Source organism: Mesorhizobium ciceri biovar biserrulae (assembly GCF_001618845.1).
In the GTDB taxonomy this organism is placed as follows: domain Bacteria; phylum Pseudomonadota; class Alphaproteobacteria; order Rhizobiales; family Rhizobiaceae; genus Mesorhizobium; species Mesorhizobium ciceri.
Genome location: NZ_CP015064.1, coordinates 1,597,530 through 1,623,299, shown reverse-complemented (window position 1 = coordinate 1,623,299; position 25,770 = coordinate 1,597,530). Strand labels below are relative to the sequence as shown.

Below are 25,770 nucleotides of genomic sequence, written 5' to 3'. Positions count from 1 at the left end.
CCGGACCGCCGAAGCGTATGCGAGAGTATTTCATGAACCAGAACACCGACCTCTTGACGCTGCGGTCCGTCTCGAAATCCTACGGCACGGTCCCCGTGCTGCACGACATCGACCTGTCGATCAAGGACGGTGAGTTCCTCACCGTTCTTGGACCATCCGGCTCCGGCAAGACCACGGTGCTGCGGCTGATCGGCGGGCTGGAACCCCTGACGTCGGGCGAGATACGCCTGGATGGGCAAGACATCAGCCGCATGCCGATCAACCGGCGGCCGTTCAACACCGTGTTTCAGGACTATGCGCTGTTCCCGCACCTGACCGTTTCCGGCAATGTCGGTTACGGGCTTTCGGTTCGCCATGTCCAGCGCAAGGAAATCGCGCGCCGAGTCGCGGAGGCGCTGGAACTGGTCCAGCTCGGGCGTTTCGCCGACCGCTTTCCGGCGCAGCTCTCCGGCGGCCAGCGCCAGCGCGTCGCACTCGCCCGTGCGCTGATCTGCCAGCCGCGCCTGATCCTGCTCGATGAGCCGCTCGCCGCACTCGACCTCGAACTGCGCCGGCAGATGCAGGTGTTCCTAAAGTCCATCCAGCGCGAAATCAGGACCACCTTCCTGTTCGTCACCCATGACCAGGAAGAAGCCATCGGCATGGCCGACCGGATCTGCGTCATGGAGGCCGGCCATATCCGCCAGCTCGGCACGCCGCACGACCTTTACTACAGACCGAATTGCGAATTCGTCGCGCGTTTCTTCGGCGAGAACAATCTGGTGGCCGGGAAACTCGGACCGGTCCAGGGCGAGCTGCGATCGATCGAGACGGCGCTCGGGCGCCTCATCTGTTCGATCAGCGACCAGCCGCATTTGAAAGCCGCAGCGGAAGGCGCCAGCGCTTACGCCGCGTTCCGTCCAGAAGCCTTGCACCTTGCGGATGCAAAGGACACCGACAACCGTTTTTCCGGCACGATCTCCGATCTGGCCTTTGCCGGCTCGTCGACCGTCGCCACCATCGCGGCCGGCGCCGACAATGCCGCGCAACGCTTGCGGCTGCGCGTGCCGAGCCGCGTCGACGGCAGCGCGCTCAGATCCGGCGAGGCCGTATCGCTTTCCTTTGCGCCGCATGAAGGCCATCTGGTGCTGGCATGAGCGAAGCCGGATCGACACTGCCTGCGGAAAGACGGCTGTCACTGCTGGTGACGGTGCTGGCGTTTGCCTTGCCGGTGGTCTTCGTCCTGGTGCCGCTGGCGATCTTCCTCGGCTACAGCTTCTTCAGCGTCGACCAGGGCACGATCGTCTACGGCTTGTCGCTGGGCAACTATGTCAGGTTCTTCACCGATCCGGTCTTTCTGCCGGTGTTCTGGAACACCATCGTGCTGTGCGTGTCGGTGGCCATCATCTGCATCCTGCTTGCCTATCCCGCCGCCTATTTCCTGACGACGCTGAAAGGCCGCTGGCGCTACGCCTTGCTGATGCTGCTGCTGGTGCCACTGCTGATGAGCTACGTCATCAAGATCTATGCGATCCGCAGCATCCTCGGCCTCAACGGCTTCCTCAACAAGGCGCTGGTGGCGCTTGGTATCCTGCAGGAACCGTCGACGCTTTTCGTGTTCAATATGAACGCCATCCTTTTGACGCTGACCCTGCTCTTGATCCCCTTCGCCATCCTGCCGATCTTCCTGTCGCTGGAGCGGATTCCGCAGGTGCTGCTGCGCGCATCCGACGATCTCGGCGCGAGCGGCTTGCAGACCTTCCTGCGCATCACCTTGCCGCTCAGCCTGCCCGGCGTCGCTTCGGCGGCGAGCTTCGTCTTCGTGCTGGCGATCGGCGATTTCCTGACGCCGCAAATGGTCGGCGGCATCAGCGGCTTCACCTTCGGCCGCATCCTCTACAGCCAGTTCGGCACGGCCTATAACTGGCCGTTCGGCGCGGCGCTGTCGGTGGCGCTGGCCGTCGTGGTGATCGCCGCAATCCTCATCGGCGAACGCTTTGGCCGCAACCCGGGGACTTCGGTATGAGCGCCCTGCCCCGACTGTCCACGATCTTTCTGGCCGCGATCACGACGCTGGTTGCGGTCCTGCTCTACAGCCCGCTGTTCGTGCCGATCGTTTCGTCGTTCTTCACCATTTCGCATGGCTCCGTCGACTGGTCGTCGCCGACGCTTGCGACCTATGTGGCGCTGGCTGAAAACCACGACATATTGGCCGCTCTGCGCACGACGCTGATCGTCGGCGTCTGCACCGTCATCCTGTCGGTGGTCAGCGGAACGCTGCTGGCGCTCTATTATCATGGGCGCCGTTCCGGACGCTCGCTGCTGCAGTTCATCATCTTCCTGCCGTTCCTGATGCCGCCGATCATCAGCGGCCTGGCGCTGCTGATCTTCTTCCGCGAGATCGGCCTCGAACGCTCGCTGCTGACGGTCGTTATCGGCCATACGGTTTTCGTGTTGGCGATAGTCTACCGCACGGTACTGATGCGGCTGCAGTCGATGAGCCGCACGCTGGTTGAAGCGTCCTACGATCTCGGTGCCACGGGCTGGCAGACCTTCTGGCGCATCATCCTGCCGAACCTGTCGAGCGCCATGGTCGGCGGCGCCATCCTGGCCTTCGCCCTGTCATTCGACGAGACCATGATCACCATCCTGGTCACTGGCACGCAAAGCACGCTGCCGGTCAGGCTGTGGGCGATGATGCGGCTTGGCTTCTCACCCGATATCAATGCGCTGGTGGCGCTGATCCTGATGTTCACCGTGCTGCTCTGCGTGCTCGCCGCCCGCTTTCTCATCCCCAGGCAAGTTGCGACGGAACGGACGTGAGTGCCGGGCAAGAGCGCCGCAATGAGGCAGCCATATTCTTGGTCCGGCATCGATGCTGACATAATCGATGCCGGACCAAACGGAATGATGCTTACTGAAGCTTGGCCTGCAAGGCGTTGACATCGTCGGTGGTCATTTCACCGTCCGTCGCTACCTTGCCGTCGACGATCTTCCACAGCCGGAACGGGCCTGTGATGTCGCCATATTTATCGAAGGCGACCGGGCCGATGACGCCTTCGTAGCGGATCGGCTTGCCGTCCTTGATCAGGCCGAGCGCCTTGGCGAACTCTTCCTTGCCAGCAAAGATCGGCGTGCCGGCCGGATCGACCGCCTTGTACATCGCGTCCTTGATCTTGGCCGGGTCCTCGGAGCCGGCAATGGCGATGGCGAGGCCAACAATCGCGCCGGCGTCATAGGAACGGTCGGCTGCCGGATTGGTCGGTTCGATGCCGGAGAATTCCTTATAGTTCTTGGTGAAATACTCCGTCGAGGCCGTCGGGCTGGTGCCGGACGACGTGCCGTAGGCTTCCTTCAGATAATCGGCGCCGACGGATTCGATGAAGTCCGGGCTGTTCATGCCGTCATTGAGCAGGAATTTCTGCACGCCGCCCTGCGAGATCCAGGTGCGGGCGACCGTGGCGCCGTCGACCGGTGTGCTGACGAGGTAGAGACCGTCCGGTTCACCGGCCATTGCCGCGGTGACTTCGGAGGCATAGCTCGACTGCTTTTCATTGTAAGGCGTGTCGGAGACGATGGTGCCGCCGAGCGCTTTGTAGGCACGCGAGAATTCGGCCACCATGTTGACGCCGAAATCGTTGTTGACGTGGATGATCGACAGCTTCTTGAAACCCTTGTCGATGGCATATTTGGCGGCGGCGACACCCTGCAGCGCATCCGAGGTGATGGTGCGGAAAAAGATGCCGTTGGTCTTGCCGTCGCGGCCGAGCGCCGTCAGCGTCGGCGAGGACGACGCTGGCGAGACCTGGACGATCTTGGCTGGCGCGGTCACCGAGGTCAGGATCGGGATCGACACCGACGAGATGATGCCGCCGATGATGACCGGCACTTTCTTGACCTGCACAAGCTGAGTGGCGGCGTCGACCGCGATGTTGCCCTGGCTCTGGCTGTCGCGCGTGTCGGTGACGAGATCGCAGCCGCGCACCCCGCCGGCTCCGTTGATGTCGCGGAAGGCCATCTCGACCGACTTGGCGCCGGCCTGGCCGTATTCGCCGGCCGGGCCGGTCAGCTCCATGACGAGGCCGACGGTGATCTTGCAATCGGCGGCTTGCGCAGCACCCGCCATCGTGACGAGAGCGAGCGCTGTGGTGAGTTGGAGTATCGTCTTTGTCATTGTTGTTCCCCTTTCGTTACTCGACTGTATTTGAACTCTGGAGCTTGTTCAGCGTTCCGGCACCTGCAGCCAGGTTTCATGCAGATGTCGCCATTCGACGCCGTTGGGCGCCGATGAACTGGTCGTGAAGACGGCGCTCGATTGACGGCGGCTGTGCTTGCCTGCGCGCAGCTGCGCTTCGACATAGAGGACGACGATGGTATCCGCGTCCTGCCAGCTGGGCCGGATGTCCTCGATCGAAATGGCGAAACCATCGTCGCAGGAAGCACGGCTTGCGCGGACATGGTCGACGACCGCTTCGCGATCGAGGATCTGCCCGTCCGGCGCCACCATGCTGAGGTCCTTGCCCATGGCGCGTTCGAAGCGGCCGAAGTCCACCGTGTTGGCTCGCGCGGCGACGAACCAGTCGACGAAGAAGCGGTGCAGGTCGATGATTTCGGCGCTGGCGCGTGAAAACAGGGAGGGTTCGCCGCTCATTTCTTCCCCGCATTGAGGTTGTAATGCATGATCGAACCGTGGCGGCCGCGGCGGTCGCGTTCCAGCGTGTAGACGTCACCTTCGAGGCCGGTGCCTTGCGCGATGACGGCCGCAATCCGCTCCCGGTCCTCGGCGTCGAGCGCAACGTCCATGATTTTCGCATTGGCAATGGCGTGGGCCTGGTTGCGGGCGCCGACGATGACCGCCGCCACTTGCGGCTGCTCCAGCACCCAGGCGCTGGCGATGGTGGCGACGTCAACGCCGTGGCGGTCGCCAACGGCCTTCAGCGCCTGCAGCAGGTGCTGGAACAGCTCCCAGCCGCCAAAATCATCGATGATCAGCTTGTACTTGACCAGCGAGCGGTTTTCGAGCGGCGTGGCGGGCTCGGCCGCACCGAGCCATTTGTTGCTGAGGAAGCCGCCGGCAACTGAGCCATAGCAGAGGAAGCTGACGCCGTTCTGTTTTGCGAGCGCGGCCAGGCTGTTGCCCGGGCGCTGGTCGAGCACGGAATATTGCAGTTGCTGGCTGACCAGTGGGATGCCGGCAGCGAGTATCTCGGCGAGCCTTGGCGTGTCGAAATTGGTGGTGCCGAGATTGCGCACCTTGTCCTCCAACCGAAGCTCGTTGAGCCAGCCCATGGCATCGACATAGCGCGGCTGTTCATAGTCCCACCAATGGAACTGCACGAGATCGAGCCGCTCGGTCTTCAGCCGCCGCAATGACTGGTCGACGATGCCCCTGATGTAGTCGCGGCTGATACTGGCCAGCCGTTCGAGGTCGGGCACCAGCTTGGTGTGCACCTTCATCCGGGCCGCGACGTCGAGGCCGCGCTCGCTGGCCAGCTGCAGGCGCGCGGCACCGATCAGCTCCTCGACGCCGGTGTAGATGTCGGCGCAATCATAGGTCCAGATGCCGGCATCGAAAGTGGCGATCAGATCGGCCACCGCCTGGCTGCGGTCAATGGCGCCGTGGCCGCCAGCCAGCTGCCAGCCGCCGCGAATGACGCGCGAGATGGTGTAGCCGGGGCCGAGTTCGAAGGTCTTGGCGGTCATCTAAGGTCATCCTCTTTCGGCAGCGGCACCGCCGTCGTCTCGGCGTGGCTGAAGCGCCGCTTGGCGGCCCTGACGATCCGCAGCCGGCTGCCGCAATTGGGATCGGGACAAGCGATCTCGGCGTCCGAGGTCATCCAGTCGTTCGGGTGGGTTGGGCGCTGCTTGGCTGCCAGCAGCGGCAACACGGCGGCGATCGAATAGATCGAAAAACCCTGCCCTGCCGGCATCGACAGCATCTCGCCCTTGAGCTCGAAATAATCGCCTTCCTTGGCGCCGCAATAGATAGGTTTGTCCTTGGGGATGATCGCCTCGACGCGAAGGTCGAACAGCTCGAAACTGTCGTCGGCCATGTCAGGCCTCCATCAGGCTGAAGGTGATATCGCAGGCGCCGTTGCGGCGGATGACACCGCACGCGGCGGCGAACCGGTCACGCTCTTCGACGCGCACCTGCGCCACCACACTGCCGGCCAGCCAGCCTATCGGGAACAAGAGCCGCGCGCCCTGCCCGTAGTAGAGGCCAATGTCGAAGATCGCATTGGGATTGCCGCCCCACATGCGTGACGGCACGTAGGACAGTACGATATCGCCCGGCTGCGGGTTCAGCGTCGCGTTCTCGGCCGGCAACGGTTTTGCATAGGCCTGGCCCTCGAGGTCGGCTGAAGGAACCGGACAGGAAATCTCAGGCCCCGTCCACATCGCATGGATGCCCGGAACAACGCGTGGCGTGCCGAGATAGGCCAAGAGGAAGGCAGCGTTTTCCGGCGCCTTCTCGGGCAGCAGCAATGCCGTTACGGAAAGCTGCGAGCGCGGCTCGGTGATCCTGATGGCGGTCATGTCTGGTCTTTCGCGGCGGCGGCCTGCAGCTTGCTGCGCAGGAAGGTGAAGGGTCGGCTGATGTCGGCGACCAGCGACTCGCGCGCCGCCTGCGCATCCTGCGTGGACAGCGCCGTGACGATGCGGCGGTGATATTGGGCGGTGTCGACCTCGCCGGCTTCCGAGAAGGCGTAGATGGCGACACGAATGCAGGGACCCGATTGCAGCCATAGGCTCTCGATCATCGGGATCAGCACGGCCGAACCGCAGGAGCGGTAGATCTCGAAATGAAAGCTCTGGTTGAGCGTCACTTCGCGGTCGACGTCCTTCTTGTGTTTCAAAGCCCGCATCTCGTCCCATTCGGCGAGGATGGTTTCGATGGTGGCGATCTGGCGCGGACCCATGCGGGCGGCGGCCAGCGCGATCGCCTCGCCCTCGATCAGGATGCGAGCCCGCAGGAGATCGTCGAGGCGTTCCAGCGTGATCGGCGGCACGCGCACCGAACGGTTGGGCAGCGCCTCCAGCGCCTTTTCCGTGATCAGCCGGCCGAGCGCCTCGCGCACCGGCATGGTCGAGGTGACCAAGGCGTCAGCCAGGCCGCGGATGGTCAGCACCTGGCTCGGTTCGAACAGGCCGCCAATCAGGGCGCGGCGCAGCTCGGAATACACGCGGTCCTGCACGGTCTCGCGGCCGACCGGCGCAAGCTGGGCCGCGATCACCTCGTTGTTCTTTTCGATGGCAGCCTTTTGCATGGAATTCCGTTCGTGGCCGGTTTTCGGCTTGCGGAGGAAATTAAAGCCGAATAGCGTGATCAACGCAAGTGTGATCACAAATCATAATCAGGAGGCGGCAGCGATCGTCTTCGGCCAGAGGGTTTGATGAGCGAGGCAACCAAACGGCAAGGGGAAACCCGCGCGCCGGTTCTGACGGCAAGGAATGTCGTCAGGCGGTTCGGCGGCCTTGTCGCGGTCAACGACGTCTCGTTTAACGTCAAAGCGGGCGAAATCCTCGGCCTCATCGGCCCCAACGGCGCCGGCAAGACGACGATGTTCGACCTGCTTGCCGGCAGCATATTGCCGACCAGCGGCGAAATCCTTCTCAACGGCGCGCGCGTCTCGGGCGAAGCAGCACATCTGCGCATCGGACGCGGTCTCGGCCGCACGTTTCAGATACCGCGCCCGCTGCCCAACCTGACGCTGATCGAAAACATCATGCTGGCGGCACAGGGTCAGGCCGGCGAAAAGCTGCTTGCCAATTTCGTCACGCCATGGCGCGTCGCCGCGCAGGAAAGGGCCGCCAGGACAAAGGCGCTTGAACTGCTGGAACTGGTCGCCCTCGCCCATCTCGCGCATGAGCCGGCGCGCGTGCTTTCCGGCGGCCAGCGCAAGCTGCTCGAACTCGCCCGCGTGATGATGGCCGATCCGGCGATCATCTTGCTCGACGAACCGGCGGCCGGCGTCAACGCGACGCTGCTCGAAGTCATCATCGACCGCATCCGCGACATCAATGCGCGCGGTATCACCTTCCTGCTGATCGAGCATAATATCGACATGGTAACGCGGCTCTGCCATCGCGTCCTCGTCATGGCGAGCGGCCAGTTGCTCAGTGAAGGCACGGCCGAAGAGGTCGCTCGCGACCCGCGCGTCATCGAGGCCTATCTCGGAGGCGCGGCATGAGCGAGATCGTTCTCGATGTCCGCGACCTCGAAGCCGGCTACGAGCCCGGCGTGCCGATCGTGCGCGGCGCCTCGATCACCGTCGCCAAGGGCGAGATCGTCGTGGTGCTCGGCCCCAACGGCGCCGGCAAGTCTAGCTTCATCAAGGCCATCGCCGGCCTCGTCCCGATCACCGGCGGCACAGTGTTTCTGGACGGCAAGGACATCACTGCCGCGCCGGCCCACACCATGGTGCGGCTCGGGCTGGCCTTCGTGCCGCAGACCGAAAACATCTTCCCACTGATGTCGGTCGAGGACAATCTCAGAGTTGCTTGCGGCATCCTTGAGCGGCGCGAAATTCCTGCGCGCATCGAGGAGATGTATGCCGCCTTCCCCGATCTCGTCCGCCAGCGCCGCACCGCCGCCGGCAACCTCTCGGGCGGACAACGGCAGATGCTCGCCGTTGCGCGGGCGCTGATCGTCCACCCCAAGGTGCTGGTGCTAGACGAGCCGTCGGCCGGCCTGTCGCCGAAATTCGTCTCGATGGTGTTCGAGATGCTGGCAAACATCCGCAAGTCCGGCGTCACCATCCTGCTGGTCGAACAGAATGCCAAGGCAGCGCTCGCCATCGGCGACCGCGCCTATGTGCTGGTCGAAGGCAAAGACCGGCACGAGGGCATTGCTTCCGAGCTGTGGAACGATCCGGTAGTCGCCGAACTCTATCTCGGCCAGCGCCCCCGCAAGTCCGGCACAGGAGGTGGGGCATGAGCCTGCAATTTGTCGTCGACGGATTGCTGACGGGTTCGATGATCGGCCTGGGCGCCATCGGCGTGACGCTTACCTATTCGATCCTGCGCTTCTCGAATTTTGCCCATGGCGACTTCATGGCCTGGGGCACCTACGCGACGCTGGCCGTCGTCAGCGCCATCGGCGCGACAGTCGGCAAGGTGGCACCGATCGCACCGCTGTCCTTCGGCTGGCCGCTGATTGTCGCGCTGGTCGTCGGCATGGCGTTCACCGCTTTGCTGGCGCTGCTGCTCGACAAGGTGCTGTTTTCGCGGCTGCGCTCGCAAGGCCAGGCGATCATCGTGGTGATGGCGAGCTTCGGTGCCTCGATGGCGCTGAGAAGCCTGCTCGAATTCACCTTCACCTCGCGGCCGACCTATTTCAGCCGGGCGATCCAGATCGCCATGCCGGTCGGCTTCGGCATCCGCATCACGTCAGACCAGATCGCGCTTTTGCTGCTGACCGCGGTGCTGGTGCTCGCCGTGCATCTGTTGATGACGCGCACGCAGACCGGCCGCTCGATGCAGGCCCTGAGCCAGAACGCGGCACTGGCCCGCATCGTCGGCATCGACGTCGCCAGCGTGGTGCGCGTCACCTGGGTCATCGGCGGGGCGCTGGCCTGCGTGGCCGGCGTGATGATCGGCATCCTGGTGCAGATCCGCCCGTTCATGGGCTTCGACATGCTATTGCCGATGTTTGCCGCCGCCATTCTCGGCGGCATCGGCAGCATCCCCGGCGCCGTGCTCGGCGGCCTGATCATCGGGCTCGCCGAGGCCGGTGCCGTGCAGCTGATCGGCGCCGAATGGCGCGCCGCCGTCTCCTTCATCATCCTGATGGCGGTGCTGTTCGTGCGGCCGATCGGCCTGTTTGGTGTGAGGGAACGCTGATGGATCTGATCGGCTACGGCGCCTTCTTCCTGACCACCGCGCTGATCTTTTCGCTGGTCACGCTGGGGCTCAATTTGCAGTGGGGCCTGACCGGCCTGTTCAATGTCGGCCTTGCCGGCTTCGTCGCCATCGGCGCCTACACCTCGGCATTGCTGACCACTCCCGACGACGCCGCGCGGCTGGGTGGCCTTGGCCTGCCGATCGTTGTCGGCTGGGCGGGCGCCATGGTCGTCGGCGGCATTGCCGCGGCGTTAACTGGCATGGCGACGCTGCGGCTCAGGTCCGACTATCTGGCGATCACCACCTTCGGCGTCGCCGTCATCGTGCAACTGGTCGCGCTCAACGCGCAGAAACTGACCGGCGGCCCGTTCGGCATCGGCTTCATCCCGCGCCCCTTCGGCAGCCTTGCCGAGACGCCGCTGCTGTTCAACCTGTCGAACCTTGCCGTGGTCGCGGCGGTGACTCTGGTCGCCTATTTCGCTTTGGAACATCTGTCGCGCAGCCCGTGGGGCCGCGTGCTGAAGGCGCTACGCGAGGATGAGCGGGCGGCGATCTCGCTTGGCAAGAGCGCGCGTTTCTACCGAGTCCAGGCCTTTGCCGTGGGCGGCGCCATCATGGCGCTGGCCGGTGCACTGCAGGCGCATTTCACCGGCTTCATCGCGCCGGACAATTATTTGCCGATCCTGACCTTCCAGGTCTGGGTGATGCTGATCGTGGGCGGCTCGGGCAGCAATCTCGGCGCCGTCATCGGCAGCATCCTGGTCTGGGCGATATGGGCTGGGTCGGGCACGCTGACCAGCATCCTGTTCCCGCCGGAACAGCAGGCTCGTGCCGCCGCGCTGCAGATCGCCGCCATCGGCGTCATGCTCTGCGTTATCCTGCTGGTCCGGCCGAACGGGCTGTTCGGCGACAGGCCACGGCGGCCTTGGCTCGGCAAGCGGACGAAGGTGACTACGGCCAAAAGCGTTTCCCCGTCATGAATGCCGCGGTTCGGCAGGAAGCGCATGGCGCTTCACTCTGGCTTGCCGTCAGCCGCGACCGCCGCGAACGGCCGGCGCTGCAGGGTAAGCTCGATGTCGACCTGGCCATTGTCGGCGGCGGCTTTTCGGGCCTTTCAACCGCGCTGCACGCCGCCGGCAAAGGCCTTTCCGTCGCCGTTCTCGAAGCCGAATTCATCGCCTGGGGCGCAACCGGCAGGAATGCTGGCTTCGTCGTGCCGAACTTCGCCAAGATGGACCCGGCCGACATACTGGCCCATCTCGGACCATCGCGTGGCGAAAGGCTGATCGATTTCGCCGCCGGCAGCGCCGACCTGGTTTTCCGCCTGATCCGGCAGCACGGCATCGACTGCGACGCCGTGCAGAACGGATGGATCCAGCCGGCGCATTCGCCTGCCGCCTTTGAAAAGGTCAAGTCACGTGCCGGGCAGTGGGCACAGCGTGGCCGGCCGGCAGTCACATTGGATCGGCAGGAAGTCGAAGCCCTGACAGGCGTGCCAGGCTATGTCGGCGGCTGGATGGACCGTTCCGGCGGCGTGCTCAATCCGGTCGCCTATGCGCGCGGATTGGCCGATGCGGCGGAGAAGGCCGGCGCAAAGATCTTCGAGCAGACGCGCGTCACCTCGGTTGATCGCATAGCCGATGGCTGGATGCTGAAAATGCCCTCTGGCTCGGTACGCGCGGGCAAGGTGCTGATCGCCACCAACGCCTATGGCTGGTCCCTCAATCCGTCGTTGCAGCGAACCTACTTCCCGCTGAAAGTCTTCCAGATCGCGACAGCGCCGCTGCCTCGTGAAGTGCGCAACCGATTGCTTCCCGGCGGGCAAGGTGTCGGTGACACCAGACGCAATCTGTTCACCTTCCGCTTCGACGCCGAAAACCGGCTGATCAGCGGCGGCATGCATATCCTTGGCGCCGGTGCGGATACGCGCGTACCGCAGACGATCTGGCGAAGGCTCGGCCGGCATCTCGGTCTGCCCGACCTGCCGCCGCTTGCCTACAGCTGGTCGGGAATGGCAGCGGTCGAACCGGATTTCCTGCCGCACCTGATCGACCTCGGTCCGGGACTGATCGCCGGTCGCGCCTGCAACGGGCGCGGCATCGCCATGACGACGGCGATGGGCAAGGTTCTGGCCGACTGGGCCGCCGGCACCGACGCCCGCGACCTGCCGCTGCCCTTCGCGCCGCCGGCGCCAATACCGTTCCACGCCGTGCTGCGGCACGCGCCCAACATGCTGCTCGGCTGGAGCATGCTGCGCGACCGGCTGGACGGGACGAGCTAGGCCGACGGCTCCCTGGCAGCGTCAAGGTTTGCAGACAGCACAGCGGCCGCCACGGCGATGTCCTCTTCTATGAAAATCCGCACAGTGGGACCGCTGCGCTGCTCCAGTGCGGCGACGATCTTGCGATGCGCGTCGTTGGACTGCGGGATGTAGCGATCGGCCTGCATCAGCAGCTTGAGATAAGGCCCGACCCGCCCCCAGAGGTCGCGGATCATGTTCAAAAGGATCGGCGCGCCGGCATGCTGGTAGATGGCGAAGTGGAACGCCTCGTTCAATGAGAGATAGGCCCTGGCGTCGCCGGCCTCAATGGCACGCTGCATGCCGGCGAGCGTCGCCTGGATGTCAGCCAGCCCGCTTTCGCTCATCCTGGTCGCCGCCATCTCGCCCGCCAGTCCCTCGACGGCGATGCGGATGCGCGTCAGCTCCTCGAAGGCAGGCGCGGACAGCAACGGCACGATGACCGAGCGGTTGTTCTGCATCTCGAGCAGCCGCTCGGCGACAAGCCTCTGCAGCGCCTCGCGGATCGGTGTCGTCGAGATGCCGAACGTCTCGGCGAGCTTGCGGATGACCAGCGCCTGGCCCGGGCTGAAGCCGCCGGAAATCAACTCCTGCTTGAGCGCGCCATAGGCGCGGTCATTCAGGGTCTGATGTTCAAGCTTCAGCATACGCGGGCCGCTCCGATCACCAGTTCGACAGAGCGCGATCGAGCGTCTCGGCCAGTTGCTCGGCATTGTCCCTGGCAAAGGGCAGTGGCGGCCTGATCTTCAGCACATTGCCGCGCGGACCGCAGGACGAGATCAGCACGCCGTCCTCGCGCATGGCTTCGACGACCGCCGATGTCTTGGTGGCGGCCACAGCCTCGTCGCCGTCCGCCGTCAGCTCGACGCCGAAATAGAGGCCGTTGTGCCTGACATCAGCGACCGCGCCGTGCCGGCCCTGCAGGGCGCGCAGCAGTTCACTCGTATAGGCGCCGACATTGCGCGCATTCTCGATCAGCCCCTCGCCTTCGATGACATCGAGAACGGCGAGGCCGACAGCGGCCGCGACCGGATTGCCGCCGAAGGTGTTGAAGTAGCCGGTGTTCGAACCGAAGGAGGCGACAAGCTGCGGCCGCACGAGCACGGCGCCCATCGGGTGCCCATCGCCGATCGGCTTGCCCATCGTGACGATGTCAGGCTCGATGCCATAGTTTGCGAAGCCCCACATGCCCTGGCCAAGCCGGCCGAAGCCGGACTGGACCTCATCGGCGATGACGATGCCGCCGGCCTTTTTGACGTGATCGGCTGCCTCGCGCATCACCTTCGCATCGGGAAAGAAAATGCCGTCGCTGGAAAAGGCCGAGTCGAGAAGCAGCGCCGCCGGCTTGATGCCTTTTGCTCGCATGTCCTCTATGGCAGCGGCGACATTTCCGGCGAAATCATGCGCGGCCCGGCCATGGTCGCGGAACGTGTCCGGCGCTGCCACCGTGCGGTGGTGCGCTGGCACCCCCTTTGCCCCGACCGCCGCCGGCGACAGTTGCGCCGTCGCTATGGTGGCGCCGTGATAGGCGAAATCGGTGATGATCACCCCGGTGCCGCCGCTGGAATGCTGGGCAATGCGGATGGCAAGGTCGTTCGCCTCGCTGCCGGTGCAGGTGAACATCGCGTGGCCGAGATGGACCGGAACGGTGCCGAGAAGCTTTTCCGCGTAATCGAGGATGATCTCGCTGAGATAGCGTGTGTGGGTGTTGAGCGTTGCGGCCTGCCTCGAAAGCGCCTCGACGACGCGCGGATGGCAATGCCCGACCGAGGCGACGTTGTTGTAGGCGTCGAGGAACTTGCGGCCCTGGGCGTCGTAGAGCCACACACCGCTGCCGCGCACCAGATGGATCGGGTTGCGGTAGAAGGCGCGGTAGGTCGGCCCAAGCAGCCTGGCGCGGCGTTCGAGCAGCGCGCGCTCCGATGCAGCCGCGTCGGCATTTGCGGGGTATGGCGAGGACTGGGACACGGGAATCTACTCCGGATTGGAATGGTCGAGAAAATAGCGGCGGGCATCGGTGGACGACAGGCCGTTCAACCGTTCGAGTGAAGCCCAGACTTCGGTGGCGAGGCGCAGCACGTAGTCGCGTTTGGCCGGGAAACGCTCGGCCTGCCAGCTGGCGATGTTGACGATGAGCGCAAGTCGGGCACGGATCAGATCGAAGAGAATGCCAATCTCTTCCTCCTCCAGTGGTTGGAGCGACTGATAACCTGCGACAAAGCGCGCCGCCGGTGCCAGCGGATGGCCTTCCGCCGGCCAGCGGTAGACGGCGCCGATGGCGAGGTCGCAGATCAGCGGCGAATGGATCATGTCGCCGAAATCGAGAATGCCGCTCACGACCTCCGGCCGCGAAGCATCCATCACCACATTGTAGGAATTCATGTCGTTGTGGACGATCTGCGCGCGCAGGCTCGGGATGACCGGCGCAGCATGCTCCTCGAAGGAGTCGATCGCGCGCTCGACCATCGCCCGCCGACTCGGATCAGTGATGTGCGCCATCATCGGCCGTGTCTTGGCGACCTTGCGGATGTCCCAGAGCAGGTCGTTGCCGGCGGCCGGATGGAAGAAGCCGCGCAGCGCCCGGCTGAGGCGGGCGAGGAAGATGCCCAGATTGCGATCCTGCGCCTCGGAAGTCGGCGAGCGCGACAGCAACTGACCGGACAGATAGGTCACCAGCCGGATGATGCGCGGCGCCGATCCAGCGACGCTGACCGCGAACTGCGCTTCATCCTCGAGGCTTTTGCGCACCGAGGGAACCGGCAAGGTGGGGTCGACCGCAAGGATGTGGTCGAGCGCCTTGTTCTGGAAATCGGTGAAGCCAGCTTCTTCCGCCGGATGGGAGATCTTCAGGACGAACTCGCCCTCGCCGTCGGTCTGAACATGGAAATTGTGGTCGCGTTCGCCAGGCAGCGGACGCGCGGTGCCGTTCAGCCCGTAGTGCCGGCGCAGGATGGCGAGGGCGCCGGCCGTGGAGACATCCGGTGCGTCCTCGGCGAGTGTTTCGCCGAACGCATCGGGCACCGCCGCATTCATGGCTTAGCCTCGATAGGTTCGAGGCCACACCAGTCGGCGATGAACAGCGCGATCGTCTGGGTGACCTTGCGCACCGAGTCGAGATCGACGGCCTCGTCATAGCCATGCGGCATGCGGCAGATCGGGCCGTAGACGATCGCCGGCGTGTCGGCATAGAGGCCGAAGAAACGTGCATCGGTGGTCGCCGAGGTGACGTGTTCCGTCAGCGGCTCGCCCCAGACGGCGGTATGGCTGCGGCGTAGCACCGCTTCCATCTCGTCGGCGCCCTCCAGCACATAGCCCTCGGCCATGAAGCCATTGTAGGTCATCTTGGGTGGTCGGTTGGCCAGGAACGGATCGGCGCGCGCCGCATCGGCAATGCAGGCCTCGAGCTCGGCCCTGGCGTCTTCGAGCCTCTGGCCGGGATAGGTGGCGACGCGCATCTCGAAGACACAGCGCGCCGGAACGCTCGATGTCCACTCGCCGCCTTCGATCTTGCCGAGGTTGAAGCGGATCGGATGCGGGTGATCATGGAAATGCCTGTCATCGACCTTGCGCGCGTTCCAGACGATTTCGAGCTGCTTCAGCGCCTGAATGATGACGAAGGCCTTTTCGATGGCATTGGCGCCGGCCGAAAATGCACCCGACGCATGCTGCGGATCGCCGTCGACCTCGACCCTGAACCAGATCGGCCCGACCTGCGCCCGCATCAGCCGCGGCTCCAGCGGTTCGGGAATGAAGGCGGCGTCGGCGCGATAGCCGCGCTGCAGGCATGCAAGCGCGCCATTGCCGGTGCATTCCTCCTCGACCACCGACTGGAGATACACGTTCGCGGCCGGCTGATAGCCAAGGCTACGCAAGGCGCTCAGTGCATAGAGGCAGGCGGACAGGCCGGCCTTCATGTCGCCGGCGCCGCGGCCATGCATCCAGCCGTCCTCGATCACCGGGTCGTAGGGATCGCGCACCCAGCGGTCGAGCGGTCCGGTCGGAACGACATCGATATGGCCGTTGAGGATCAGCGAGCGGCCGGTCGCGTTTCGCGGCGTGTGGGTAGCAACGACGTTGAAGGCATCGTCGTAAGAGACCGCCACGGGTGAAAAACCCGGCAGGTCGCGAATCTCATCGACATCGACGCGCCACATGTCGACCGCGTAGCCATCCGCCTCGTAGGCGGCGGCCATAAACGACTGCGCGGGGTGTTCCTCGCTACGTTGGGAGGGAAAGCGCACGAGGTCTTGCAGAAACGCGACCTGTCGGGCGAAGCCATCATCGACTGCGCTCAGAATGGCCTCATCCGCAATCCGCTCAGGCATCATATTTCACTTTCATCTGGATGGTGTATCATATCTCATATGCCATTCCTGTGAAATGCAAGAGGCATGCGCGCCAAACTTTCAGTCCAGGACTTGCCGTTCGATGCTGCCATGGTCTTGGGGGAGTTGGCATCGGATGCAGCAAGCCGATACTGCTATCTCTGGAAGACATGACGAGGAATGCGTTGATCACAGAAGACACGATGCCCGCCGAAATCACCGATCTCGCCATTGGCTACCATCGCCTGCCGGCAGGCAAGCTTGCCAATGCGGTGACCTGGATGGAAGCGCGTACGCCGCAGCCGGATCTCGCGCACCCCTTGGCCATGACACGGATCACGACGCCCGACTGCGTTTCCTACCGGGCGATCTTTCTCGAGATCGGCGCACCCTGGCTGTGGGACCGCGTTTCCGAAATGTCCGATGCCGAAATCACCGAGCATTTCTCCGACCCGCGCCAGCATCTCTACTACGGCCATGACGAAACCGGCGCGCATCTCGGCATGGTCGAGTTTTTCGTCGCCGACAGTAACCAGATCGAGATCACCTATTTCGGCCTGTTCCCGTCCCTGACCGGCCGCGGTTTCGGCAAACGGCTGATGGCCGGGGCACTGGAGCTCGCATGGCGTCTCAACCCGAGCCGCATCTGGCTGCATACAAGCAGCTTCGATCATCACAGCGTCATCGGATTCTACAGCGCCTGCGGGTTCGTGCCCTTCGCTACCGGATTTGAGATCGTCGACGATCCCCGTATCAAGGGAACCTTGCCGCGCGATGCCGCACCGCAAATTCCGCTGATCGAAGCGGAGTGGAGCGGCTGCGGCGACTCTCCCCCCCAGAGAAGCTACAGGCTGTGCGGACCTAGATGAGAACAGCTCCGCAATCCGTCAGCCAAGCGTCGCCGCACCATCGCCGATGGGTGCGCCGCGAGACCATTCTGTCGACGCTGGAGCGTCATATCGACACCCGCATCGTGCTGTTCGCCGCGCCCGCCGGCTTCGGCAAATCGACGACGATGGCGCAATGGGCTGCGGAAATCGCACGCCACGGCAGGCTGACGGCATGGCTGTCCTGCGAGGCGACGGACAATGATGAGGGCGCCTTCCTATCGCATCTGGTGGGCGCGCTGCGCCATCTGGTCCAGAGCCCGGCGGAACTCGACCTTGCCTTCCAGTCGAGCCCCATCCCGCAGCTCGATGTCGTGCTCGCGGCACTTGTGGCGGGTCTGGCGGCGCGCGAGGCCGACATCACCCTGTTCTTCGACGATTACCACGCCGTCGAGGCGCCGGCGGTGAAGCGGTTCATGGAGCGCCTGACCCGGCAGGCGCCGGAAAATGTTGCTTTCGTCATCGGCTCACGCAGCCTGCCCGACCTGCAGCTCGGCAAGCTCCGGGTGCTTGGCGACGTTTTCGAAATCGGCCCCGACGATCTGCGTTTCGCCTCGTCCGAGGCCGAAGCTTTCTTCAACGACAAGTTGGGCCTGAGCGTCAGCAGCGGCACGGTGGAGACCTTGTGCTCGCGCACCGAAGGATGGGCCGCCGGCCTGCAACTGGCCTCTTTGTCACTGAGTGCCGCGCATGCACCGGAAACCGTCATCGGCAATTTTACCGGCGCCAACCGAAACGTCGCCGACTTCCTGATGGGCGAAGTGTTCCTGGAACTGCCGCCGGCGATCGCAAAATTCCTGCTCTACAGCTCGATCTTCGAACGCTTCAGCGCCGAGGCCTGCCGGGCGGTGATGCGCGCGGCCGACGCCGAAGCGGCGATCACCGAGATCGAGACGCGCAACCTGTTCCTGGTGCCGCTCGACGAAGAGCGGCGCTGGTTCCGCTACCATCACCTGTTCCGCGATTTCCTCAGCCGCGAAATGGAACGGCGCGAACCGGAGATGATCGCGCCGCTGCATCTGGCGGCCGCCGAATGGTTCGGCGAGCGCAAGATGCTGACAGAGGCGATCGGGCACGCGCTGGCCGCCGGCGACCAGGCCCGCGCGGCGGTGTTCGTGGAGAACAATGCGCTCGACCTCATCGCCCAGTGCCAGCTTCTCTACGTGCGCCAGCTGCTGGCACTGCTGCCGAGGAAGCTGATCGACCAGCGCATTCGGCTGCAGCTGGTCGTGCTGTGGTTGGCGGTGCACAGCAGCCAGCCGGAGATTGCCCAACAGACGCTGAGCAATGCGCGCAAGCTGGTCGAAGCCGGACCGACCGACAGCAACGACCCAGGCACGATGACCGGCACAACGATCGAGGCCGAGCTCGTGGTTCTCGCCGCCGCCGTTCACAGCACGCTGGAGCAGTTCGATCAGGCGCGCGACACAGCCCTTGCGGCCCTGCGCGTCATCGCGCCCGATGCCTGGTTCATGGAGGGCGCTACCGCCAATGTCATCGGCTACAACCTCTATGCGCTGGGTGACCTCGACGGCGCACGCGCCGCCATCGATGCGGCACGCCGGGCGCATGAGCGAAGCGGCAGCCTGCTCGGCGTCACCATTGCCAATTGCTACATGGCCGTGATCGAGCGTTCGGCGGGCCGCTTGCCCGCCGCCGAGCGGCTGCTGCGCAACGCGATCATCGAGGCTCGGGCGCGGATCGGTGCAAACTCCTATGCCGAGGCCCTGGCCGGCACGCTGCTTGCGGAACTTGCCTATGAGACCAATGCGTCGGGCGAAGCGCTGACCCTGGTCGAGAATCTCGGACCGCAGATCGAAGGCGCGGCAGTCATTGTCTATCCTCTGGCCAGCGTGCCGACCTATGCCCGCGTGCTGCAGCTGACCGGTCGCACCGAAGCGGCACTGGATATGCTTGAGCGCGTCTATCAACGCGTACATGGCTCGGTGTATCGCCGCCTGGCATCGATGATCGTGCATGACCGCATACGTGTGCTGCTCGACCAGAACCGTATTGCCGAGGCGCGTGCGCTGCTGGCCGAGCATCGGGGCGAAGGGACCGAGGCTTCGGTGGTCATCACCACCGCCAACGAGTTCGAATTCTTTGCCGAGGGCCGCCTGCTGACGGCCGAGAAATCCTATGCCGCTGCCGCGGGGGTTTTCGACGCGCTGCTCGAGCGCACGAAAGACAGCGGGCGCATGCGCCGCCATATATTGGCGCTGATCCTGCGCGCCAAAGCGGCCAGCGCTGCCCACGACCAACGCGAGGCAGACCGCAATCTCCTCAATGCGTTGCGTCTCGCCCAACCCTCCGGCTTCATCCGCTCTTTCGTCGACGAGGGAAGGCCTGTTGTCGAAGGGTTGATGCGGCTGCGCGCGGCCCAGGCGAAGACCGATCCCGCACTGTCAGCCTATGCGTCGCGCATCATCGATGCCGCGCAGGCGATGCCTGTCGCGACGCGCAAGCTGGCCGCACCAGCCGCCGAGAAGGAACAGCTCACCCAGCGCGAGGCCGAACTGCTGCGCTATCTCACCGAGGGCATGTCCAACCGCGATATCGCCTTGGCGTTGTCGGTGAGCGAGACCACGGTGAAATGGCATCTGAAGAACATTTTCGGCAAGCTCGCGGTGACCAACCGGGTGCAGGCGGTGCGCGCTGCGCAAGGATCTGCAGGCGCCCATACCCCTCCGAAAGGAGGGGCATAGATAAGAGGCACGACCCCACTTTCGGGTCGGGCCATCTGATCGTTAGCCTGCTAGCGTCACCTGGTTTTCAGAGGACGCTGCGGATGGCGACAGGCTACGTTTTTCACGAACAGCTGATGTGGCATGACACCGGCTCCAGCGCCGACATGATGCCGCCCGGCCGTTTCGTGGAACCCGGCCGGCATCTAGAATCCCCTGGCTCCAAGCGCCGGCTGAACAACCTCATCCAGGTCAGCGGCCTGTCGCGGCATCTGGTGCCGATCATCCCCGAGCCGGTCTCGGTCGACGACCTGTTGCGCGTGCACACGCAACGCCATGTCGACGATATTCGCATGCTCAGCGAACGCGGCTCCGGTTTCGCCGGGCCGCAGGCGCCGATCGGCCTCAACAGTTTTGACATCGCGCTGCTGTCGGCCGGCACCACCTATGCCGCGATGCGCGCCGTGCTGACGGGCCGGGTCGACAATGCCTATGCGCTGGCGCGGCCGCCGGGACACCATGCCGAGCCCGACCAGGCGATGGGCAACTGCCTGTTCTCCAACATTGGCGTCGCTGTCCGCCGGCTGCAGCATGAAGGCTTGCTCGGGCGCGCGGCGATAGTCGACTGGGATGTGCATCACGGCAACGGCACCGAGACGGTGTTCTATTCCGACCCGTCGGTTCTGACCATTTCCGTGCACCAGGACAATCTCTATCCGACCGGGCGCGGTGCGCTGGCCGACAACGGGAAAGATGCCGGCGAGGGCTTTAACATCAACATCCCGCTGCCGGCCGGCAGCGGAACCGGTGCTTATGAAGCGACTTTCGACCGCGTTGTCGCGCCGGCACTGCGCGCCTACAGACCGGACCTCGTCATCGTCGCCTCCGGCTTCGATGCGTCCGGCTTCGATCCACTCGGCCGCATGATGCTCAACAGCGAATGCTTCAGGCGTCTTGCCGCGCGCATGGTTGCGCTGGCCGCCGAGACCTCGCAAGGGCGCCTGATGATGACCCATGAAGGCGGCTACTCCGAGGGCTATGTGCCGTTCTGCGGCCATGCCGTCATCGAGACGCTAGCCAATCACCGTACCGAAGTGGTCGACCCTTTGTCGGACCATATCGACGAATGGGCCGGGCAAGACCTGCAGCTTCATCAGGCCGCGGTGATCGATGCCGCCGAAGGCCTGCTCGCCGGCCTGCGCCAACGTCTCGCCAGTGCGGCCTGACGCGATGGATTTTGTCATCACCACGCTGCTCAATGCGCTGACGCTGATCAGTATCCTGATGCTGGTCGGGCTCGGGCTGGCGATTAGCTTCGGCCTGATGAACGTGACCAATTTGGCACATGGCGAGTTCGTCACCGTCGGCGCCTTCGCGGTCTATTTCGTCCAGAGCATGGGTGGCTCGTTCTGGCTAGGGCTGGCGGCTGCCCCCATCGCCGGCGCGGTGATCGGCTGCATCCTCGAATTCGCCATCATCCGCCATCTCTATTCCAGGCCGGTCTCAACTGTGCTTGCCACCTGGGGCGTCAGCCTGATCCTGCAGCAAGGGCTGGAACTGATCTTCGGTCTCGGCGCCAAGCCGGTGACGCCGCCTATCGAGGGCACGCTCGACCTCTTCTTCACCGTCTACCCGGCCTATCGGCTGATCCTGATCGGCATCGCCATGCTGACCTTGCTCGGCGTCATCCTGCTGATCAGCCGCACGTCCTTCGGTCTCGACATCCGCACCGTCATCCAGAACCGCGAAATGGCCGAGGGCGTCGGCATCAACACGCGGCGCACCTACGCCATCGCCTTCACCTTCGGCGCGGCCATCGCCGGGCTCGCCGGCGGACTGGTCGCGCCGCTGGCGATCGTGCTGCCGCAGATGGGGGTGAACTATCTCGCCAACGCCTTCTTCGTCGTCATTGTCGGCGGCGTCGGCTCGATCGGCGGCCTCGTCGCTGGCAGCGTCTTCGTCGGCGGGCTGACCAGCATCCTCAATTATCAGATCTCGCCGTCGCTGGCGCAGGCGGTCGTGCTGCTGGCGGCCATCGTCGCTGTCCGGCTTCGGCCCAACGGCCTGTTCAACGGAGCGTCGCGATGATCGCCCGCGACCGCAACTGGCTGCTGATCTTCGCCGCCTGCGTGGCGCTCGCGATCATTTATCCGTTCTTTGTCGGCGGGTATCAGCTGACCGTGATCCGCGACGCGCTGATCTTCGGCCTGTTCGCCGCGAGCCTCGACTTCTTCTGGGGCCGCACTGGAATCCTGTGTTTCGGCCACGCTGCGTTTTTCGGCATCGGCGGCTACATCATGGCGCTGATCACGCTCAACGATGCGATCTCCTTCGCCAGCCTGCTTGGCATCATCGGTGCGGTGGCCGGTGCGGCCTTGGTCTCCGCCATCATCGGCTACTTCCTGTTTTTCGGCGGCATCCGTGGCAGCTATTTCACCATCGTCACGCTGGCCATGGGCGTCATCTGCCAGCAGGCGGCGGTCTCCTGGAGCTCGGTCACCGGCGGCGACAGCGGGCTGATCGGCATTCCGCCGATTGCCTTCGATGTCGGCGGGCTGCACGTCGATCTCAGCCAGGACCTGCCCAGCTACATCTTCGTCTCGGCCATCGTCGCGGTGACCGTGCTGGCGCTGTGGTCGATCAGCCGTGGCCGCTGGGGTACGGTGCTGACCGCCATACAGGACAATGAAGTCCGGGCAGCAGCGCTCGGCCACAATGCGCCGTTGCGGCTGCTCGTCACCTTCGTCCTGTCGGCGGCGATCGCCGGCCTTGCCGGCGCGCTCTATGTCTGCATGGCGGGGTTGGTGGCACCGGATCTGTCCGGACTGCTTCTGTCGACGGAAGTCATCGTCTGGGTGGCGGTCGGCGGGCGCGGCACGCTGCTGGGGCCGGTGCTCGGCGCCATCTTCATCCAGCGTGCGCAGCAGACGATCAGCAGTTTCAACCCGAGCCTGTGGCCGCTATTGCTCGGCTGTGTCTTCGTCATCATCGTCTTCGTCCTGCCGGACGGCATCCTGTCGATCTACGCGCGACTGAAAGCCCTGTTCAAAGGCGGGAGGCGCGCACAATGAGCGACATCCTGCTCCAGGCCGAAAATGTCGGCATCCGCTTTGGCGGGCTGCAGGCGCTGGAGGCCCTGAACCTCACTGTACGCGACAAGGAACTCTGCTGCATCATCGGCCCGAACGGCGCCGGCAAAAGCACCTTCCTCAATGTGTTGACCGGTACGCTGCGCCCGACCAGCGGCAGCGTGCGCTTCCTCGGCCACGACATAGCCGGCCTGCCGCTGCATCGCATCGCCCGGCTCGGCATCGCGCGCAAGTTCCAGATCCCGTCCGTCTTCCCGAGCCTCTCGGTGGAAGACAATGTGAAGGTCGCCCGCTGGGGGGCGCCCTCGCCTGTGCGCCCGGTTGGCGAATTGCTGGAATTGGTCGCGCTGAGCAATCGCGCTGCCACACCGGCCGGCGAACTCGCGCATGGCCAGAAGCAATGGCTGGAGATCGGCATGGCGCTGGCAATCGAGCCGCGGTTGCTTTTGCTCGACGAACCCACCGCCGGCATGACGCCGCAGGAGACGCTGGCGACGGCCGATATGCTGCTGCGCCTAAAGGGCGAGTTCTCGATCGTCGCCGTCGAACACGATATCCGCTTCGTACGGGCGCTGAACTGCGAGACGCTGGTGCTGCATCAGGGACGCCGCCTCCGCAGCGGTCCTTTCCATGACATCGAGACCGACGAAATGGTCCGCGATGTCTATCTGGGGAGGCGCTGATCATGCTGCGGACAATGGCGGTGTCGGCCGGCTACGGCCCGCTCCCGGTGCTGAACGGCATCGACCTCAGTGTCGCGCCGGGCGAAGTCGTCGGCCTGCTCGGCCGTAACGGCGCCGGCAAGACGACGCTGCTGCGCGTCATCGCCGGCGGCTTGCGAGCGAGCGGTGGCGCGGTGGTTCTCGGTGACAAGGACCTCACGAACGCGCCGGCCTTCCGCCGCGCGCGGGCAGGCATTGCGCATGTGCCGCAGGGGCGCGGGATCTTCAACCAGCTGACGGTGCGGCAAAACCTGGAGGTCGGCACCCGCGCTGCCAAGGACCGTGGCGACGGCGGCATTCCGGCCGACATCTTCGGCTATTTTCCAATCCTGCGCGAACGCGAAGCACAGATCGCAGGCACGCTTTCAGGCGGCCAGCAGCAGATGCTGGCGATCGGCCGCGCGCTGTGCGGCTTGCCGTCGGTGCTGCTGCTCGACGAGCCTTCGGAAGGCATACAGCCGAACATCGTGCAGTCGATCGCCGAGCTGGTGCCGCGCATCGCGCGCGAACGCAGCATCGCGATCGTGCTGGTCGAGCAGAATCTCGATCTCGTTCTCAAGGCATCGGACCGCTGCCTGGTGATGGAGAAGGGCAGGATCGTCCATGAAGGCGCGCCGGAGGCGTTCGCCGACGAGACCCTGCTGAAGGATCTGTTGGCCCTATAAGGCGCGCCTGAAGCGCGCCTGGGAGCTTGTTGACTTGTAAGGCGTGCATGGGGCGCGCCTGGGACTGGAAGGGAACACAACAATGATAAGCAGAAGAACTGTCTTGAAATCCGGCGGCGCCGCGGCCGCTTTCGCCATGGTCGGTGCGCCGTCGGTCCTGCGCGCCGCCGACACCGTCAAGGTCGGCCTGTCGATCCCGATCACCGGGCTGCAGGCGATCCTCGGCGAGACGCTGCTCAATTGCTACAAGCTCGCCGCCGCCGAACTGAACGCCGCCAATGGCATTGGCGGGCGCCAGGTCGAGTTGTTCATCGAGGACAACCAGACCACGACCAAGGGTTCCATCGACAAGGCGCGCAAGCTCATCAACGAAGACAAGGTCGACGTGGTCATGGGCACGATCATTTCGCCGGAGCGAAGTGCTACGCTGTCGGTGACCTCGAAGGCCAAGAAGCTGTTCTTCTACCCAACCAATTTCGAGGGCGGCGAATGCAACCGCTACTTCGTCGCCACCGGCCCGATCCCGATGCAGCAGGTCGACCCGATGATGCCGTGGGTGGCCGAGAACCTCGGCAAGACCATCTACGTCATGGCCTCCGACTATGCCTGGCCGCAGAAGATGACCGAGGCGATCACGGCAGCCTATGAGAAGGCCGGCGGCAAGATCATCGGCGCCGACTATTATCCGTTCGGCACAACGGATTTCGGCCCTGCATTCCAGAAGATCAAGTCGCTGAAGCCCGACGTCGTGTGGTCGATGGTGGTCGGCAACGACGCCGTCACCCAGCTCAAGCAGTATCGCAGCTTCGATATCAAGCAGCCGCTGATCGCACCGCTCGACGAGGTCTTCAACAAGGACGCGCTGCCGCCCGGCGTTGCGGCCGGCACCTACGCACCGCAGCCTTACTGGATGGCGCTCGACAATCCGGTCAACAAGCAGTTCATCGCGAGCTTCCGCGAGAAGTTCGGCAAGGAGAAGATGGTCAACGGCATCGGCGAAGCCGGCTACAACGGCCTGCATCTCTACGCCCTGGCCGCCGAGAAGGCCGGATCGCTGAAGGACGATGATGTGCTCAAGGCGCTGCCGACGATCGAGTTCGACGCGCCGCAAGGCAAGATCCGGGTCGATGCCAGCAACAACCACACGCTCTGCCATTCCTATGTCGGCAAGGCGGCCGCAGACGGCATCAGCTATGAGATCGCCAAGGATTTCGGGACGATCGCGCCGGTCACCCCTTACTGCAAGCTGTAGGAGCTCCGGCAACGGCTCCAGGCAA

At 64.5% G+C, this 25,770-nt stretch carries 26 protein-coding genes; 16 read left to right on the top strand and 10 right to left on the bottom strand.

The genetic code is table 11. From position 1 onward, the window contains the following. The first annotated feature begins 32 nt into the window (after window positions 1-32). The 3 genes from A4R29_RS07175 to A4R29_RS07165 are packed head-to-tail and all read left to right on the top strand — an operon-like array spanning window position 33 to window position 2,802. Window positions 33-1,136 carry an ABC transporter ATP-binding protein gene (locus A4R29_RS07175; RefSeq protein WP_027163891.1) on the top strand — a complete coding sequence of 368 codons (1,104 nt, stop codon included), beginning with the start codon at window positions 33-35 and terminating at the stop codon, window positions 1,134-1,136. Continuing rightward, the gene (locus tag A4R29_RS07170) at window positions 1,133-2,005 is read left to right on the top strand and encodes an ABC transporter permease (protein ID WP_063171581.1); all 873 of its coding nucleotides are present in this window, start codon (window positions 1,133-1,135) and stop codon (window positions 2,003-2,005) included. The genes A4R29_RS07175 and A4R29_RS07170 overlap by 4 nt, the downstream gene beginning before the upstream one ends. Continuing rightward, window positions 2,002-2,802 carry an ABC transporter permease gene (locus A4R29_RS07165; protein ID WP_063171580.1) on the top strand — a complete coding sequence of 267 codons (801 nt, stop codon included), beginning with the start codon at window positions 2,002-2,004 and terminating at the stop codon, window positions 2,800-2,802. Before A4R29_RS07170 ends, A4R29_RS07165 begins: the two co-directional genes overlap by 4 nt. A 91-nt stretch (window positions 2,803-2,893) precedes the next feature. Here the strand turns inward: A4R29_RS07165 and A4R29_RS07160 are convergent, their stop codons facing one another. From A4R29_RS07160 to A4R29_RS07135, 6 genes are read right to left on the bottom strand one after another with little or no spacing between them, the layout of a single operon-like run. Continuing rightward, entirely contained in the window at window positions 2,894-4,153 is a 1,260-nt protein-coding gene (locus A4R29_RS07160; RefSeq protein ID WP_013532975.1) for an ABC transporter substrate-binding protein, read from the bottom strand. A 48-nt stretch (window positions 4,154-4,201) separates the two neighbouring features. Beyond that, window positions 4,202-4,630 carry a DUF4440 domain-containing protein gene (locus A4R29_RS07155; RefSeq protein WP_063171579.1) on the bottom strand — a complete coding sequence of 143 codons (429 nt, stop codon included), beginning with the start codon at window positions 4,628-4,630 and terminating at the stop codon, window positions 4,202-4,204. Continuing rightward, window positions 4,627-5,682, bottom strand: a complete 1,056-nt coding sequence (locus A4R29_RS07150) for an aldo/keto reductase (protein ID WP_063171578.1) — start codon at window positions 5,680-5,682, stop codon at window positions 4,627-4,629. The genes A4R29_RS07155 and A4R29_RS07150 overlap by 4 nt, the downstream gene beginning before the upstream one ends. Then, a complete protein-coding gene (locus A4R29_RS07145) occupies window positions 5,679-6,032 on the bottom strand; it encodes a TIGR04076 family protein (protein ID WP_063171577.1) in 354 nt (117 codons plus the stop codon). The genes A4R29_RS07150 and A4R29_RS07145 overlap by 4 nt, the downstream gene beginning before the upstream one ends. Before the next feature lies 1 nt (window position 6,033). Continuing rightward, on the bottom strand, window positions 6,034-6,516 hold the full coding sequence (locus A4R29_RS07140) for a DUF3830 family protein (protein ID WP_063171576.1): 483 nt from the start codon (window positions 6,514-6,516) through the stop codon (window positions 6,034-6,036). Beyond that, complete coding sequence (locus A4R29_RS07135) at window positions 6,513-7,247, bottom strand: GntR family transcriptional regulator (RefSeq protein ID WP_024502532.1); 735 nt, start codon at window positions 7,245-7,247, stop codon at window positions 6,513-6,515. The genes A4R29_RS07140 and A4R29_RS07135 overlap by 4 nt, the downstream gene beginning before the upstream one ends. Before the next feature lie 126 nt (window positions 7,248-7,373). Between A4R29_RS07135 and A4R29_RS07130 the strand changes: the two genes are divergently transcribed. The 5 genes from A4R29_RS07130 to A4R29_RS07110 are packed head-to-tail and all read left to right on the top strand — an operon-like array spanning window position 7,374 to window position 12,103. Next, entirely contained in the window at window positions 7,374-8,171 is a 798-nt protein-coding gene (locus A4R29_RS07130; protein ID WP_013532981.1) for an ABC transporter ATP-binding protein, read from the top strand. Beyond that, on the top strand, window positions 8,168-8,917 hold the full coding sequence (locus tag A4R29_RS07125) for a branched-chain amino acid ABC transporter ATP-binding protein (RefSeq protein WP_063171575.1): 750 nt from the start codon (window positions 8,168-8,170) through the stop codon (window positions 8,915-8,917). The genes A4R29_RS07130 and A4R29_RS07125 overlap by 4 nt, the downstream gene beginning before the upstream one ends. After that, on the top strand, window positions 8,914-9,822 hold the full coding sequence (locus A4R29_RS07120) for a branched-chain amino acid ABC transporter permease (protein WP_013532983.1): 909 nt from the start codon (window positions 8,914-8,916) through the stop codon (window positions 9,820-9,822). Before A4R29_RS07125 ends, A4R29_RS07120 begins: the two co-directional genes overlap by 4 nt. Then, complete coding sequence (locus tag A4R29_RS07115; RefSeq protein ID WP_063173609.1) at window positions 9,819-10,802, top strand: branched-chain amino acid ABC transporter permease; 984 nt, start codon at window positions 9,819-9,821, stop codon at window positions 10,800-10,802. Before A4R29_RS07120 ends, A4R29_RS07115 begins: the two co-directional genes overlap by 4 nt. Continuing rightward, window positions 10,799-12,103, top strand: coding sequence for an NAD(P)/FAD-dependent oxidoreductase (locus A4R29_RS07110; RefSeq protein WP_063171574.1), 1,305 nt, complete (start codon window positions 10,799-10,801; stop codon window positions 12,101-12,103). Before A4R29_RS07115 ends, A4R29_RS07110 begins: the two co-directional genes overlap by 4 nt. On the opposite strand, the gene A4R29_RS07105 is transcribed toward A4R29_RS07110, so the two are convergent. The 4 genes from A4R29_RS07105 to A4R29_RS07090 are packed head-to-tail and all read right to left on the bottom strand — an operon-like array spanning window position 12,100 to window position 16,446. Beyond that, window positions 12,100-12,768, bottom strand: a complete 669-nt coding sequence (locus A4R29_RS07105) for a GntR family transcriptional regulator (RefSeq protein ID WP_024502527.1) — start codon at window positions 12,766-12,768, stop codon at window positions 12,100-12,102. The genes A4R29_RS07110 and A4R29_RS07105 overlap by 4 nt on opposite strands. 16 nt (window positions 12,769-12,784) lie before the next feature. Next, a complete protein-coding gene (locus tag A4R29_RS07100) occupies window positions 12,785-14,089 on the bottom strand; it encodes an aspartate aminotransferase family protein (RefSeq protein WP_063171573.1) in 1,305 nt (434 codons plus the stop codon). Window positions 14,090-14,095: 6 nt separating this feature from the next. Then, entirely contained in the window at window positions 14,096-15,154 is a 1,059-nt protein-coding gene (locus A4R29_RS07095; protein WP_063171572.1) for a phosphotransferase, read from the bottom strand. Next, window positions 15,151-16,446 carry an ArgE/DapE family deacylase gene (locus tag A4R29_RS07090; RefSeq protein WP_063173608.1) on the bottom strand — a complete coding sequence of 432 codons (1,296 nt, stop codon included), beginning with the start codon at window positions 16,444-16,446 and terminating at the stop codon, window positions 15,151-15,153. The genes A4R29_RS07095 and A4R29_RS07090 overlap by 4 nt, the downstream gene beginning before the upstream one ends. Window positions 16,447-16,649: 203 nt before the next feature. Between A4R29_RS07090 and A4R29_RS07085 the strand changes: the two genes are divergently transcribed. The 8 genes from A4R29_RS07085 (at window position 16,650) to A4R29_RS07050 (ending at window position 25,745) form a co-directional block, all read left to right on the top strand. Next, window positions 16,650-17,315, top strand: a complete 666-nt coding sequence (locus tag A4R29_RS07085; protein ID WP_244506923.1) for a GNAT family N-acetyltransferase — start codon at window positions 16,650-16,652, stop codon at window positions 17,313-17,315. Further along, a complete protein-coding gene (locus tag A4R29_RS07080) occupies window positions 17,312-20,038 on the top strand; it encodes a winged helix-turn-helix domain-containing protein (RefSeq protein WP_063171571.1) in 2,727 nt (908 codons plus the stop codon). Before A4R29_RS07085 ends, A4R29_RS07080 begins: the two co-directional genes overlap by 4 nt. 83 nt (window positions 20,039-20,121) lie before the next feature. Beyond that, window positions 20,122-21,243, top strand: a complete 1,122-nt coding sequence (locus A4R29_RS07075) for a class II histone deacetylase (RefSeq protein ID WP_013532992.1) — start codon at window positions 20,122-20,124, stop codon at window positions 21,241-21,243. A gap of 4 nt (window positions 21,244-21,247) precedes the next feature. Then, window positions 21,248-22,105 carry an urea ABC transporter permease subunit UrtB gene (gene urtB / locus A4R29_RS07070; RefSeq protein WP_013532993.1) on the top strand — a complete coding sequence of 286 codons (858 nt, stop codon included), beginning with the start codon at window positions 21,248-21,250 and terminating at the stop codon, window positions 22,103-22,105. Then, a complete protein-coding gene (locus tag A4R29_RS07065) occupies window positions 22,102-23,088 on the top strand; it encodes a branched-chain amino acid ABC transporter permease (protein ID WP_024502520.1) in 987 nt (328 codons plus the stop codon). Before urtB ends, A4R29_RS07065 begins: the two co-directional genes overlap by 4 nt. Continuing rightward, complete coding sequence (locus A4R29_RS07060) at window positions 23,085-23,789, top strand: ATP-binding cassette domain-containing protein (RefSeq protein WP_013532995.1); 705 nt, start codon at window positions 23,085-23,087, stop codon at window positions 23,787-23,789. The genes A4R29_RS07065 and A4R29_RS07060 overlap by 4 nt, the downstream gene beginning before the upstream one ends. 2 nt (window positions 23,790-23,791) lie before the next feature. Beyond that, window positions 23,792-24,493, top strand: a complete 702-nt coding sequence (locus A4R29_RS07055) for an ABC transporter ATP-binding protein (protein WP_063171570.1) — start codon at window positions 23,792-23,794, stop codon at window positions 24,491-24,493. A 103-nt stretch (window positions 24,494-24,596) separates the two neighbouring features. Next, window positions 24,597-25,745, top strand: a complete 1,149-nt coding sequence (locus tag A4R29_RS07050; RefSeq protein ID WP_244506922.1) for a substrate-binding protein — start codon at window positions 24,597-24,599, stop codon at window positions 25,743-25,745. Window positions 25,746-25,770 lie beyond the last annotated feature (25 nt).